A 12,130-nucleotide genomic window follows, 5' to 3' on the forward strand; every position below is an offset into this window, starting at 1 on the left:
CGGCATACGAGATGAGCGCTAGTCTCGTGGGCTCGGAGATGTTTATAAGAGACAGGCTTACCGGGAGGTCGAGCCGGAGGTCGCCCGGTTCGCGGTGACCGCGCTCGCCCGCGACCGGGACCGGGAGGTCACCCTGACCCGGCTGGCCGAGCGGGCCGCCGCGGTCCGGGTGCTGCTCGACTCCGCCGAACCGGCGATCGACCGCCGGGAGACCGGCGATCTTCGGGTACGACCCGAGACGCGCCGCTCCGGCGAGCGGGTGGTGGCCTGGCACGGTTCGGTGGTCACCACGGTGACGGTGAGCGACTTCACCGCCCTCGGTGAGCTGATGCTGCGCCTGGCCGACCAGGACCAGGTCGAGGTGGCCGGGCCATGGTGGTCGCTGCGCCCGGACAGCCCGACCTATCGCGAGGCCCGGCAGGCCGCGATCACCGACGCCCTGCAACGCGCCCGGGAGTACGCCGAGGCGCTCGGTGCCCAGGTCACCGACCTGATCGAGCTGGCCGACGAGGGCGGCACGGCGCAGCCGATGATGGCGCGGGTGGCGTTCGACGCCGGTGGCGCTGCCGGTGGCCCCCCGCAGCTGGAGCTGGACCCGCAGCCGCAGGGGGTGCACGCGGCGGTACGCGCCCGTTTCTCGATCAGCCGTCCGGTCCTGACCTGATGCCCGCCGCCCGGGTGCTGCCCGTCGAGGAACTGTTGGCCCGTGCTCGGTCGCTCGCCGAGGCCGGCCCCCGGCAGTTGCTCGGCATCACCGGTGCCCCCGGCGCGGGCAAGTCGACACTTGCCGAGCAGGTGGTGGCGGCGGTGGGACCGGCCGCCCGGCTGGTGCCGATGGACGGTTTCCACCTGGCCCAGGCCGAGCTGCGTCGGCTGGACCGCTCCGCCCGCAAGGGCGCCATCGACACCTTCGACGCCAACGGGTACGTTTCGCTGCTGCGCCGCCTGCGTCGCAAGGAGCCGACCTCGGTCTGGGCACCGGAGTTCCGCCGGGACCTGGAGGAGCCGATCGCCGGGGCGATCGAGGTGCCGCCCGAGGTTCAGCTGGTGGTCACCGAGGGCAACTACCTGCTGATCCCGGACTGGCCCTGGGACGAGGTGCGCGCGCTGCTGCACGAGGCGTGGTTCCTGGACATCGACCCGGACCTGCGGCATCGACGGCTGGTCGCCCGGCACGTCGCCTACGGGCGGTCGCCGGCCGAGGCCCAGAACTGGGCGCTGGGCAGCGACGAGGTCAACGCGGCGCTGGTGTCCGGCACCGCCGACCGCGCCGACCTGGTCGTACGCCTGGCTGAGTCGCCACCGGCCCAGCCTGGCTGAGTCGCCACCGAGCCGGCCTGGCCGCGCCGCCACCGGGCTAGCCTCGGCGGGGTGCTGGCACCGGACGTCGCAGCAGCCAGGCGACCCGGGACCGTTCCCGTTGGAACTCGATCGCCTCCGGGTAGCCGCTGTGGCTGCGGATCGGTGGATCGGCGACCTCGCCGTCGCGGGGGTGCAGCGCCTCGGGGTCGGTGACGGCCACCTCGCGTTCCCCCGCGGTCACCGGCCACCCGAGCGGATCGGTGTCGCGCCAGAAGTTCGTCCACCCGGTCCCTCCGGAGGGGCGCGTCAGCGCGCGGGCCAGCGACGGCAGCCGGTCCGGCCCGAAGTACGCGGGAAAGATCCGGCCGTAGAGCCGGGTCAGCTGGCAGCCGTAGGAGAAGAACCAGATCCGCCGCCGCCAACGCTGCGGCAGTTGCAGGATGACCGCGGCGCAGATCACCGTGCCCTGGCTGTGCCCGGACAGGATGATGCCCTCCATCCGGCGTGGGTCCTGCTCGGTCAGCGCGAGCAGTCCGGCGGTGCGGGTGAGCAGTTCGGGCACGGCCCGCTCGGCGTAGCTCGGTGGGGCGAGCGGGTGCGCGGCACGCGGCCAGAAGGTGCCCAGGTCCCAGACCACGCCGACCGTCCGCCGTACCGCGTTGTTGCGGTAGACGAGCAGGCCGAGAGCGGCGATCGCCACCGGCAGCCAGCCGAGCAGCGAGTCGCCCAGGTCGGTGACGAGCTTGACCAGGGCGGCGCTGCCGGTCGCCGAGGCCGGGTGCGGGCGGGCGGGGGAGAGGACGGCGACGCAGGCGAAGGCGGCCAGCACGGTGAGTACGGCGGCGTACCAGCCGATCAGACGGATGGCGTGTTCGCCGACCAGCCGGTGCAGGGCGCGGTGGCTGCTCACGTCCCGTCCTCGGCGCAGGTCGTGCGCGGTCAGCGGTCCGCTCGCCTTCAGCCCGGCGTACTCCTCGTACCGCAGCTGGTGAAAGAGGACGAAGCCGCGGATCGCGAGCACGACCAGCACCAGCAGCGCGCCGCCGAAGCAGAGCGCGGCCCAGGAGACAGGTGTCGGCGCAACCACGAGGGTGCGACCGCCGGGCGGGGCGCCACCGTTGAGCCGATCAGTGATCCAGTAGAGCGCGCCAGCGCAGTAGGCGAGGCAGAGCAGCCAACCGAAACCGGCGATCACGGCCGGGGCCTGACCGCGCCAGGCCACGTCGGTGTGCGGTTCCCGCGCTGGTGCCCCGGTGCCGGGCCGGGTGCGCGGCAGCAGCAGGCCGGTGCCGGCGAGGGCCAGCAGCACCATCGCGAGCTGCCACACCTGGAACGGGGCGGGCGCGACGCCGGGCAGCCAACCGCGGACCCAGGCGGCGCCGAGGACGATGAGCGCGGCGGCGGTGGCCGGCGCCACGGCGCCCCGACGGCCGGAGCGGGCGATCGCGCCGATGGTGATGAGCAGCAGCAACTGGCCGGTGACCAACCAGGCGAGGATCCGGTCGAAGCCTGGCAGTGAGCGGTCCTCCAGGCATCCGGGTGGGATCGGGTGCCCGCCGCAGTCCGGCGGTGGTCGCAGCGTCGCCAGCGGGATGCCGGCGGGGCCGTCGGGCAGCATCAGCAACAGCACGGTGCCGGCCAACCCGACGCCGGTGAAGACGATGACGGCGATGCTCCACGGGCCCAGTGGGGTGGCACCGTGGCGTCGGGTGAGGAAGGGCCGGCCGAGCGCGACAAGCGTGATCATCAGCACCGCGGCGAAGAGGGCGGTGCTGGTCCAGCCGACCACCGCGCGTGCCCCGTCCGGTGGATCCAGCACCAGGACGGTGCCGAGTGGCACCGCTGTCGCCACCACCGTGCCGGTGCAGAGGTGCAGCACGGCGGCGCGCCGTAGTTGCCCCTCACCACACCAGAACGTGGGATCTTCGAGTGGATTGGTGAACGGTCCGGCGAGTGGCTCCGATGCCGGTGCCTGTCCCTCGGTCGGCTGGTCGGCGGGCAGTTCGGCGTCGACAGGTGCCGGCGGGTGGGGTGCCGACGATTGCGACGGGTCGGCCGGCATCACCGCCTCGTACTGGTAGGTGCGCCAGGCGACCAGGCCGAGCACGGCGATCAGGGCGAGCGGCACGGCCAGGCCGACGGCGAGCGTCCGCCCACCCTGTTGCCACCAGGTGCCGGCGAGGAACTCCCACGGCCCCGGGATGCGGTTCAGGCAGGTCTGGTCGACGCACTGCCAGGCGATGAGGTCGACCCCGACGCCGGTGAGCGCCAGCACCAGCGTTCCGGTGAGGCTGAGGCAGAACAGCCGGATCAGCCAGGCGGTGATTCCGGACCGGCTGACCAGCCGTTCGCCGGCCGGGTCGGGCGGTATCCCGGGGCGGGCGTGCAGCGCCACGTTGGCCAGGGTGAACGGCAACAGCAGCGTCCAGAGCGCGCGTTCCACGTCCCGCGCGGTCCGCGCGCCGGAGGTCAACTGCCCCCAGCTGTACGCCTCAACAGCGACCGGGTCGAACGGCGAGGCGGTGGGGGAGCGGTAGAAACCCGTGATCGGGCTGCCGGCGACCAGCCGTGGCTGGGGTGCCTCGCCGCCCGGTTCGGGCGTCAGTCCGAGGGCTTCGGCGGGCGGTGTGTTCGACACGCCGTGCACGCGTAGTTCGAGGATCCGGCCGCCCATGACAAGCCTCCTGGTGACGACTCCGTTACCCAGAGTGCTCGTTTTTGGCGTGAAGCGCCACCCCCTGAAGAGGTATTTTCGCAGGTGGAGGAGTTGGTGAGGTTAGTTGATCTCGCGTACCGGTCGGGCGGGGTTGCCGACAGCCACCACGTTGGCCGGCAGGTCCCGGGTCACCACCGCGCCCGCGCCGACGACTGTGTTCTCGCCGACGCTGACCCCGGCGAGGACTATCGCTCCGCCGCCCAGCCAGACGTTGTCGCCGATGGTGATCGGTTTGGCCGCCTCCCATTTCGCCCGGCGCGCCTCCGGCTCCACCGGGTGGGTCGGGGTGAGTAGCTGCACGTTCGGCCCGACCTGAACGTCGGCGCCGAGCGTGATCGGTGCGACGTCGAGGAAGACCGCGTGGTAGTTGACGAAGCTGCGCGGTCCGATCCGGATGTTGTAGCCGTAGTCGCAGTAGAACGGCGGGCGGATGCCTGTCTCCTCGCCGAGTTCGCCGAGCAGTTCGGCGAGCGCGGCCCGCCGGCCGTCCGGGTCGTCGACGCTGCTGGTGTTGACCCGCTCCATCAGCCGCAGCGCCCGGAGGTGGTCGGCGATGAGTTCCGGGTCGTCGGCGAGATACGGCTCTCCGGCCAGCATGCGGCTCTTCATGGACGTCATTTATCGATCATGCCGTAAATGAGTCGGTGTGCGGACTTTCCGTGCTGTTCCCTTGACTCTCCATTGCATACTCAGTATGCATAGACGACAGCTGTCGATGAATCCCTCGTCGACAGAGACGCTCCACGAAGGAGGATCAGTTGCCACGAAAGAGCAAACTGACCGCCGGTGGACTCGCGGTGGGACTGCTGCTCGGCACGCCAGCCGTCGCCGCAGCCGCACCGCACCGACCCACCACGCCGCCGTCCGCCCAGCTCGCCGCGGCCAGTGACGCCGCTCGCCCGGCGCAGAGCGGCAAGCCGACCACCGTCACACTGCTCACCGGTGACCGGGTCACCGTCAGCGCCTCCGGCGCGACGAGCGTCCAGCCGGCGCACGGACGTGCCGACGTCACCTTCCTCACCCAGCGGGAGCGGGACCACCTCTGGGTGGTGCCGCAGGACGCTCTCCCGCTGATCCGGGACGGACGGGTCGATCGCCGGCTCTTCGACGTGACCGGCCTGATCGCCGCCGGCTACGACGACGCCCGCCGGGACGACCTGCCTCTGATCATGACGTACCGGGCCGACGCGGCACGGCGTACCACCGCCCCCGAGGGGGTGACCGTCACCCGCGACCTGGCGGCCGTCGGTGGTGTCGCCGCCACCGCCGACAAGCGGCAGGCCAGCCAGGTCTGGGCCGCCGTCGCCGGCACCGGTGCCCGCGTCGACGCGGCGGGGGGTGTCGAGCGGGTCTGGCTCGACGGCAGGCGCGAACTGACGTTGGAACACAGCGTGCCGCAGATCGGCGCCCCCGCCGCCCACCAGGCCGGCTTCACCGGCCAGGGCGTACGGGTCGCGGTGCTGGACACCGGCGTCGACGCCGCGCATCCGGACCTGACCGGGCGGGTCGCCGAAGCCGAGAACTTCACCGAGGAGGAGGCTGCGGGCGACATCGTCGGGCACGGCACCCACGTCGCGTCGATCATCGCCGGCAGCGGCGCCGCCTCCGACGGCCGGTACCGCGGCGTGGCACCGGACGCGACGCTGCTCTCCGGCAAGGTCTGCGAGGAGTACGGCTGCACCGAGTCGGCGATCCTGGCCGGCATGCAGTGGGCCGCCGTCGACCAGCAGGCCGACGTGATCAACCTGAGCCTCGGCGGATACGACACCGCGGAGATCGATCCGCTGGAAGAAGCGGTGAACACGCTCACCGAGCAGACCGGTGCGCTCTTCGTGATCTCGGCGGGCAACAGCGGCCGGGCCGGCACGGTCGGCTCGCCGGCCAGCGCGGACGCGGCGCTCGCCGTCGGCGCGGTCGACCGGGACGACGAACTCGCCTTCTTCTCCAGCCAGGGCCCACGTAACGGTGACGACGGGCTCAAGCCCGACATCACCGCCCCCGGCGTGGACATCGTCGCCGCCAAGGGGCAGGGCACCGAGCTCGGCGAGCCGGTGGGGGAGCAGTACGTCACGCTCTCCGGCACCTCGATGTCCGCGCCGCACGTCGCCGGCTCGGCGGCGTTGCTCGCCCAGCAGCGCGGCGACGCCACGCCGGCCCAACTCAAGGCCCTGCTCATGGGCTCGGCCCGGCCCCATCCGGAGCTGACCGCGTACCAGCAGGGGGCCGGCCGGGTCGACGTGGCCCGGGCCATCACCCAGTCACTGATCAGCGAGCCGGCCAGCGTCTCCTTCGGTCGTGCCTTCTGGCCGCACGATGACGACGAGCCCATCGTCCGCGAGCTGAGCTGGCGCAACACCGGGTCGGCACCGCTCACCCTCGACCTCACCGTGGAGGCCACCGGCCCCGATGGGGTGGCCGCACCGGCGGAGATGTTCTCGCTGAGCACCTCGCGGGTGGTGGTCCCGCCCGGTGGCACCGCGTCGGCCACCGTCACCGCCGACACCACTGTCGACACCCCGGACGGTCACTACACCGGCCGGGTCGTCGCCCGCGCCGGCGACGCCGTGGTGAACACCCCCGTGGCCGTGCACAAGGAGGTGGAGAGCTACACGCTCACCGTGCGCCATCTGGACCGTGCCGGTGCCGCGTCGTCCGACCACGCCACCTTCCTGGTCAGCCTGGCCGACCTGAGCGACTTCATGGCGTACGACCCGGACGGCACCGCCGAGGTACGGGTGCCCAAGGGGCGGTACGGCCTGGCCAGCTTCGTGATCGAGGCAGAGGGCGAGGTCCAGACGCTCGTGGTCCAGCCGGAGCTGGAGGTGACTGGAGACGCCGAGGTCACGGTCGACGCGCGCAAGACAGGGGCGGTGCGGATGACGGTGCCGGACCAGTCGGCGAAGCGGGCGATGGTCGCTGTCGACGCGGCCTTCACCGTCGACGAGGGCGCCTCCCTCTTCGGTGTGGTGGGCGGCGACGCCGACGCCGTCCACACCGGGCAGATCGGTCGGCCGACAGCGGCTGAGCACTTCTTCGTCACGGTGAACACCCAGTTCGCCGATCGGGAGGTGAAGCACAGCCCGTACTTCTACGCGCTCGCCGAGCGCATCGAGGGCCGGATGCCGACCGGTTTCACCAAGCACTACCGCAGCCGTGACCTGGCCACCATCCGGCAGACGTTCCAGAGCGGCCCGGAGGGCACGTCCACCGAGCGGCTGGCCTTCCCCGTCTTCGAACCCGACCTGGGCGGCTGGGCGGCCGTGGTGCGCGGCACCACACCGGCGCAGCGGGTCGAGTACTACAACACCGGGAAGGTGCACTACAGCACCGAGCTGTGGATCGGCACGCCGACCGAGCAGCCGTGGCTCGACCCGGTGGCCCTGCTGTGGGACGACACTCGCGGGTACCGCGCCGGCCGCGACTACCGGGACACCTGGAACGGTGCGCCCTACGGGCCGTTCTTCCCTGCACCTGACTGGCCCGGTCAGGGACTCACCCGCCAGGGCGACCTGATCCTGCTCAGCCTGCCGATGCACAGTGACGCCCAGGGGCACACCGGTGCGTCGATAGTCGACACGGGGCGGACGGCCCTGTACCGCAACGGCAAGCTGGTCGACGAGAGCGAGTACCCGGGCGACGGGTACTTCGAGGTGCCTGCCGGAGCGGCCAACTACCGGTTGGAGACGTCGGCGAAGCGCAGCTTCACCGATCTCAGCACGGAGATTGCCACCGCGTGGACGTTCCGGTCCCGGCACGTGCGGGGTGACGAGTTCGTGCCGCTGCCCGCCTCGGTGATCAGGTTCACGCCGAAGCTGGACGCGCAGCACTCCGCGCCGGCCGGCCGGTCCTTCGTGATCCCGGTGACGGTGGAGCGTCAGCCCGGCGCTCCGGCGGCGAGGACCGCCTCGCTGACCGTGGAAGTCTCGTACGACGGTGGGCGGAACTGGCAGCGGGCCAAGGTGAAGAAGAGCGGCGGCGGCTGGCAGGCCACCGTGCAGCACCCGCGCGGCACCGGCCACGTGTCGCTGCGGGCCAGCGCCGAGGACACCGCCGGCAACACGGTGACCCAGCGGACCATCCAGGCGTACCGCCTGCGCTGAGCCGCGCGGCCCGGTAGCCACCAGCGGCCGCCGGTAGCCGATCGGTGTTAAAAGGGGCCCCCTGCTATACGCGAGGCGTTAGCAGGGGGCCCCTCCTTGCACCCTCAGTCGTTGGCGTGCAGGGCGGCGTTCAGCTCGATGCCGCGGCCGGTGCGGGGCCGGGCCTCCAGCGCGCCGTTCACCGAGTTGCGCCAGAAGAGCAGGCCGTCGACGCCGGACAACTCGCGCGCCTTGACCACCCGGCCGTCCGGCAGGCTGATCTTCGAGGCGGCGGTGATGTAGCAGCCCGCCTCGACCACGCAGTCGTCGCCGAGGGAGATGCCGACTCCGGCGTTCGCCCCGATCAGGCTGCGCTCACCGATGCGGATCTTGTCGGTGCCGCCGCCGGAGAGGGTGCCCATGATGGAGGCGCCGCCGCCGATGTCCGAGCCGTCGCCGACCACCACGCCCTGCACGATCCGGCCCTCGACCATGGAGGTGCCGAGCGTGCCGGCGTTGAAGTTGACGAAACCCTCGTGCATGACCGTGGTGCCGGTGGCCAGGTGCGCGCCGAGGCGGACCCGGTCGGCGTCGGCGATCCGCACCCCGGCAGGCACCACGTAGTCGGTCATCCGGGGGAACTTGTCCACCCCGTACACGGCCAGGTGGCGGCCGGCGGCCCGCTCGATGACGCGCAGCTCGTCCACCCGCTCCGGCGGGCACGGTCCGGCGGAGGTCCAGGCCACGTTGGCCAGCTTGCCGAAGATGCCGTCGAGGTTGAGCTCGTTGGGTCGGACCAGGCGGTGGGAGAGCAGGTGCAACCGCAGGTACGCGTCGGCCGCGTCCTTGATCGGGTCCGCCAACGAGCCGATCACGGTGACCACCGCGACGGTACGCAGACCCGGCAGCGCCAGGTCGCCGACCGCGCCCGGCGGCAGGTCCAGCACGTCGGCCTCGTCCTCGCCGGGCACCAGCGGCAGCTCGCCCAGACCCAGCTTGCCGGTCGGGTACCAGGTGTCGAGGATCTGGTCGTCGGCGGCGACGGTGGCCAGGCCGATGCCCCACGCGGATTGTGTGGACGTCACGTGCTCACTCCTCGTTCCGTGCTGTTGCTGACTGTTGCTCGCGACTGCGGGGCTCGCCAGCTCACTCCTCGCGCTTCGCGGATGGTGTGCCGGCGGGCGCGCGTCTGACGGCTGCCGGTTGTGACGGTACCGTGCGGACCATGGAGAACCCGCTTACCCCCGAGGTCCTCGCCGATCCGGTGGCGTTGACCCGTGCGCTGGTCGACATCGAGTCCGTGTCCCTCAACGAGAAGGCCATCGCCGACTGCGTCGAGGAGGTCCTGCGGACGGTGCCGCACCTGAGCACCTTCCGGCACGGCAACACGGTGATGGCCCGCACCGACCTCGGCCGGGCGTCCCGGGTGGTGCTGGCCGGGCACCTGGACACGGTCCCCCTGAACAACAACTTCCCGTCGTCCATGCGCGGCGATCTGATGTACGGCTGTGGCACCTCGGACATGAAGTCCGGCGTGGCCTTCGCGCTGCATCTCGCGACCACCCTGCCCGACCCCCGCTACGACGTGACGTACTTCTTCTACGAGGCAGAGGAGATCGAGTCCCGCTACAACGGCCTGTTCCTGGTGGCCGAGGCACATCCCGAGTGGTTGGCGGCCGACTTCGCGCTGCTGCTGGAGCCGACGTACGGGATCGTGGAGGCGGGCTGCCAGGGCACCATGCGCGCCACGGTGGTCAGCACCGGGATCCGGGCCCACTCGGCCCGATCGTGGCACGGGGTCAACGCGATACACGGGGCCGGTGAGCTGCTCCGACGGCTCTCGGAGTACCAGGCGCGGCGGGTCACCATCGACGGATGCGACTACCGCGAAGGGATGAACGCGGTGCGGATCTCCGGCGGCGTGGCCGGGAACGTGGTGCCGGACCGGTGCGAGATCGAGGTCAACTACCGGTTCGCCCCGGACCGTACGCCGGCCGAGGCCGAGGCGCACCTGCGCGAGGTCTTCGCGGGCTACGAGCTGACGGTGACCGACTACGCCGCCGGGGCACTGCCCGGCCTGGAGGCCCCACCCGCGCGAGAGTTTTTGGCGGCGGTGGGCACGGTGCCGATCGGCAAGCTGGGCTGGACCGACGTGGCCCGGTTCGCGGCGATGGGGATCCCGGCGCTGAACTTCGGCCCGGGCGACCCCAACCTGGCCCACCACCCGGACGAGCACGTCGAGATCGGCAAGATCCGCGACGGCGCCGCCACCCTGCACCGCTGGCTGTCTCCCGCCTGAGCGCTCCGGCTCCGGCCGGCCCGCCGCCGCGGGGAGACCGTCCCGGGTCAGACGGCGGTCAGGCGGGTCTCGGTGGCAGTGATCTCGGCGGCCGGCTCCGGCTCGGTCTCGTCGAGCAGCCGGGCGCGGCGGCGCTCGGCCACCACATCACGGATACGCCGCTGCATCTGTCGTCGGATCCGGATCCGTTCGTTGCTGTTGTTGATCACGCTGTCTCCTCCCCCGAAGCCCGCGTGCCGGGGCATACCCGGTATGTGAATAGTAAGACGTACGGGAAAGCGATTTGGTTGCACAAGATCACGAAGTGTTTGCCAAGTTCCTCGTCACGGCTCCACTACGGTTGCTTCCATGAGCCAGAGCAACCGTGAACCAGGGCGGGAGCGGCATCGAGGTGCCGTCACCCTGCGTCGTCAGGCGGCCACCACCAGCACCGCCGACCAGGGTCTGCTCGACTCGCGGGCGCGGGCCGACTGGAAGACCAAGGACTCCTGGCGCGCGTTGCGCATCCTGTCGGAGTTCGTCGAGGGCTTCGACACTCTGGCCGACCTGCCGCCGGCGGTGAGCGTCTTCGGTTCCGCCCGGAGCAAGCCGGACAGCCCCGAGTGCCAGCTCGCCGAGGCGGTGGGCGCCGCCCTGGCCCGCGCCGGGTACGCGGTGATCACCGGTGGCGGCCCCGGGGTGATGGAGGCGGCCAACCGGGGGGCGAGCGAAGCCGGCGGGCTCTCCGTCGGACTCGGTATCGAGCTGCCCTTCGAGCAGGGCATCAACGACTGGGTCGATCTGGCGATCGACTTCCGCTACTTCTTCGCCCGCAAGACCATGTTCGTCAAGTACGCCCAGGCGTTCGTCGTGCTCCCCGGCGGCTTCGGCACCCTGGACGAGCTTTTCGAGGCGCTCACCCTGGTGCAGACCGGCAAGGTCACCCGGTTCCCGGTGGTGCTGATGGGTACCGCCTACTGGCAGGGCCTGCTCGACTGGCTGCGGGACACCATGGCCGCGGAGGGGAAGATCGGGCCGGTCGACCTGGATCTGATCTGCGTCACCGACGACGTGGCCGCAGCGGTCCGGCACATCGTGGAGGCCGAGGCCGCGCTCAGTTCCGAGCAGGAGGCGGTACGCGCGGACGCCGTCGCCCGGACCGCCGCTGACCAGCAGGCCGCAGCCGGCGAAGCAGAGCGCTAGGAGATGGCGGCGATCTGTGTGTTCTGCGCCTCCTCCCGGACGCTGGACCAGCGCTGGTTGGACCTCGCGACGGCCACCGGCGTGGAGTTGGCCCGCCGCGGCCACACGCTTGTCAGTGGTGGCGGCTGCGTCGGCATGATGGGCGCGCTGGTCGAGGGCGCACGCTCGGCCGGCGGGCGGACCATCGGCGTGATCCCGCAGGCGTTGGTCGACCTGGAGGTGGCCGACCTGGCCTCCGACGAGCTGGTGATCACGGATTCGATGGCGAGTCGGAAGATCCTGATGGTCGAGAAGTCGGACGCCTTCCTCACCCTGCCCGGCGGGCTCGGCACGCTCGACGAACTTTTCGAGGTCTGGACCACCGCCACCCTGGCCCTGCACGACAAGCCGATGGTGCTGGTGGACACGGACGGCTTCTACCGCCCCCTGGTCGACTGGCTGCGCAACCTGACCGACCAGAACTTCCTCAAGCCCGCCGGCTTCGACCTCCTCCGCATCGCCGACACCCTCCCCGCCGCCCTAAACCTCCTCGAATCCCACCTCCCCTAACTC

Annotated in this window: 10 protein-coding genes; 6 read left to right on the plus strand and 4 right to left on the minus strand. The window is 71.5% G+C overall.

All coding sequences use genetic code 11. The features are described 5' to 3' along the window. Positions 1-94 precede the first annotated feature (94 nt). Both C1I93_RS22470 and C1I93_RS22475 read left to right on the plus strand, forming a co-directional pair. A complete protein-coding gene (locus C1I93_RS22470; RefSeq protein ID WP_111245282.1) occupies positions 95-664 on the plus strand; it encodes an SIMPL domain-containing protein in 570 nt (189 codons plus the stop codon). Continuing rightward, entirely contained in the window at positions 664-1,320 is a 657-nt protein-coding gene (locus tag C1I93_RS22475) for a nucleoside/nucleotide kinase family protein (protein ID WP_111245283.1), read from the plus strand. The genes C1I93_RS22470 and C1I93_RS22475 overlap by 1 nt, the downstream gene beginning before the upstream one ends. A gap of 37 nt (positions 1,321-1,357) precedes the next feature. Here C1I93_RS22475 and C1I93_RS22480 read toward each other — a convergent pair whose 3' ends face one another. Together C1I93_RS22480 and C1I93_RS22485 are read right to left on the minus strand one after the other, a co-directional pair. Then, positions 1,358-3,976 (minus strand): hypothetical protein, encoded by a 2,619-nt coding sequence (locus tag C1I93_RS22480; protein ID WP_111245284.1) that lies wholly within the window; start codon positions 3,974-3,976, stop codon positions 1,358-1,360. Between the two features lie 102 nt (positions 3,977-4,078). Next, positions 4,079-4,636 (minus strand): sugar O-acetyltransferase, encoded by a 558-nt coding sequence (locus tag C1I93_RS22485; RefSeq protein WP_111245285.1) that lies wholly within the window; start codon positions 4,634-4,636, stop codon positions 4,079-4,081. A 140-nt stretch (positions 4,637-4,776) separates the two neighbouring features. On the opposite strand from C1I93_RS22485, the gene C1I93_RS22490 reads away from it, so the two are divergent. Continuing rightward, on the plus strand, positions 4,777-8,118 hold the full coding sequence (locus tag C1I93_RS22490) for a S8 family serine peptidase (protein WP_111245286.1): 3,342 nt from the start codon (positions 4,777-4,779) through the stop codon (positions 8,116-8,118). 104 nt (positions 8,119-8,222) lie between these two features. On the opposite strand, the gene dapD is transcribed toward C1I93_RS22490, so the two are convergent. Then, on the minus strand, positions 8,223-9,182 hold the full coding sequence (dapD, locus tag C1I93_RS22495) for a 2,3,4,5-tetrahydropyridine-2,6-dicarboxylate N-succinyltransferase (RefSeq protein WP_111245287.1): 960 nt from the start codon (positions 9,180-9,182) through the stop codon (positions 8,223-8,225). A gap of 140 nt (positions 9,183-9,322) precedes the next feature. Here dapD and dapE point away from each other — a divergent pair, with 140 nt between their 5' ends. After that, positions 9,323-10,396, plus strand: coding sequence for a succinyl-diaminopimelate desuccinylase (gene dapE, locus C1I93_RS22500; protein ID WP_111245288.1), 1,074 nt, complete (start codon positions 9,323-9,325; stop codon positions 10,394-10,396). Between the two features lie 47 nt (positions 10,397-10,443). Here dapE and C1I93_RS31730 read toward each other — a convergent pair whose 3' ends face one another. Continuing rightward, on the minus strand, positions 10,444-10,605 hold the full coding sequence (locus C1I93_RS31730; RefSeq protein ID WP_181445287.1) for a hypothetical protein: 162 nt from the start codon (positions 10,603-10,605) through the stop codon (positions 10,444-10,446). A gap of 139 nt (positions 10,606-10,744) precedes the next feature. Here C1I93_RS31730 and C1I93_RS22505 point away from each other — a divergent pair, with 139 nt between their 5' ends. Continuing rightward, positions 10,745-11,578: an LOG family protein gene (locus C1I93_RS22505; protein ID WP_111245289.1), complete on the plus strand. Its 834-nt coding sequence runs from the start codon at positions 10,745-10,747 to the stop codon at positions 11,576-11,578. Positions 11,579-11,581: 3 nt separating this feature from the next. Continuing rightward, complete coding sequence (locus tag C1I93_RS22510) at positions 11,582-12,127, plus strand: LOG family protein (protein WP_111245290.1); 546 nt, start codon at positions 11,582-11,584, stop codon at positions 12,125-12,127. Positions 12,128-12,130: the final 3 nt, after the last annotated feature.

This window comes from Micromonospora endophytica (genome assembly GCF_003236305.1).
Lineage (GTDB): Bacteria > Actinomycetota > Actinomycetes > Mycobacteriales > Micromonosporaceae > Micromonospora > Micromonospora endophytica.

Coding starts and splice junctions, on each gene's coding strand:
- dapE (WP_111245288.1), top strand. CDS start 9,323: ATGGAGAACCCGCTTACCCCCGAGGTCCTCGCCGATCCGGTGGCGTTG.
- C1I93_RS22510 (WP_111245290.1), top strand. CDS start 11,582: ATGGCGGCGATCTGTGTGTTCTGCGCCTCCTCCCGGACGCTGGACCAG.
- C1I93_RS22475 (WP_111245283.1), top strand. CDS start 664: ATGCCCGCCGCCCGGGTGCTGCCCGTCGAGGAACTGTTGGCCCGTGCT.
- C1I93_RS22505 (WP_111245289.1), top strand. CDS start 10,745: ATGAGCCAGAGCAACCGTGAACCAGGGCGGGAGCGGCATCGAGGTGCC.
- C1I93_RS22480 (WP_111245284.1), bottom strand. CDS start 3,976: ATGGGCGGCCGGATCCTCGAACTACGCGTGCACGGCGTGTCGAACACA.
- C1I93_RS22485 (WP_111245285.1), bottom strand. CDS start 4,636: ATGACGTCCATGAAGAGCCGCATGCTGGCCGGAGAGCCGTATCTCGCC.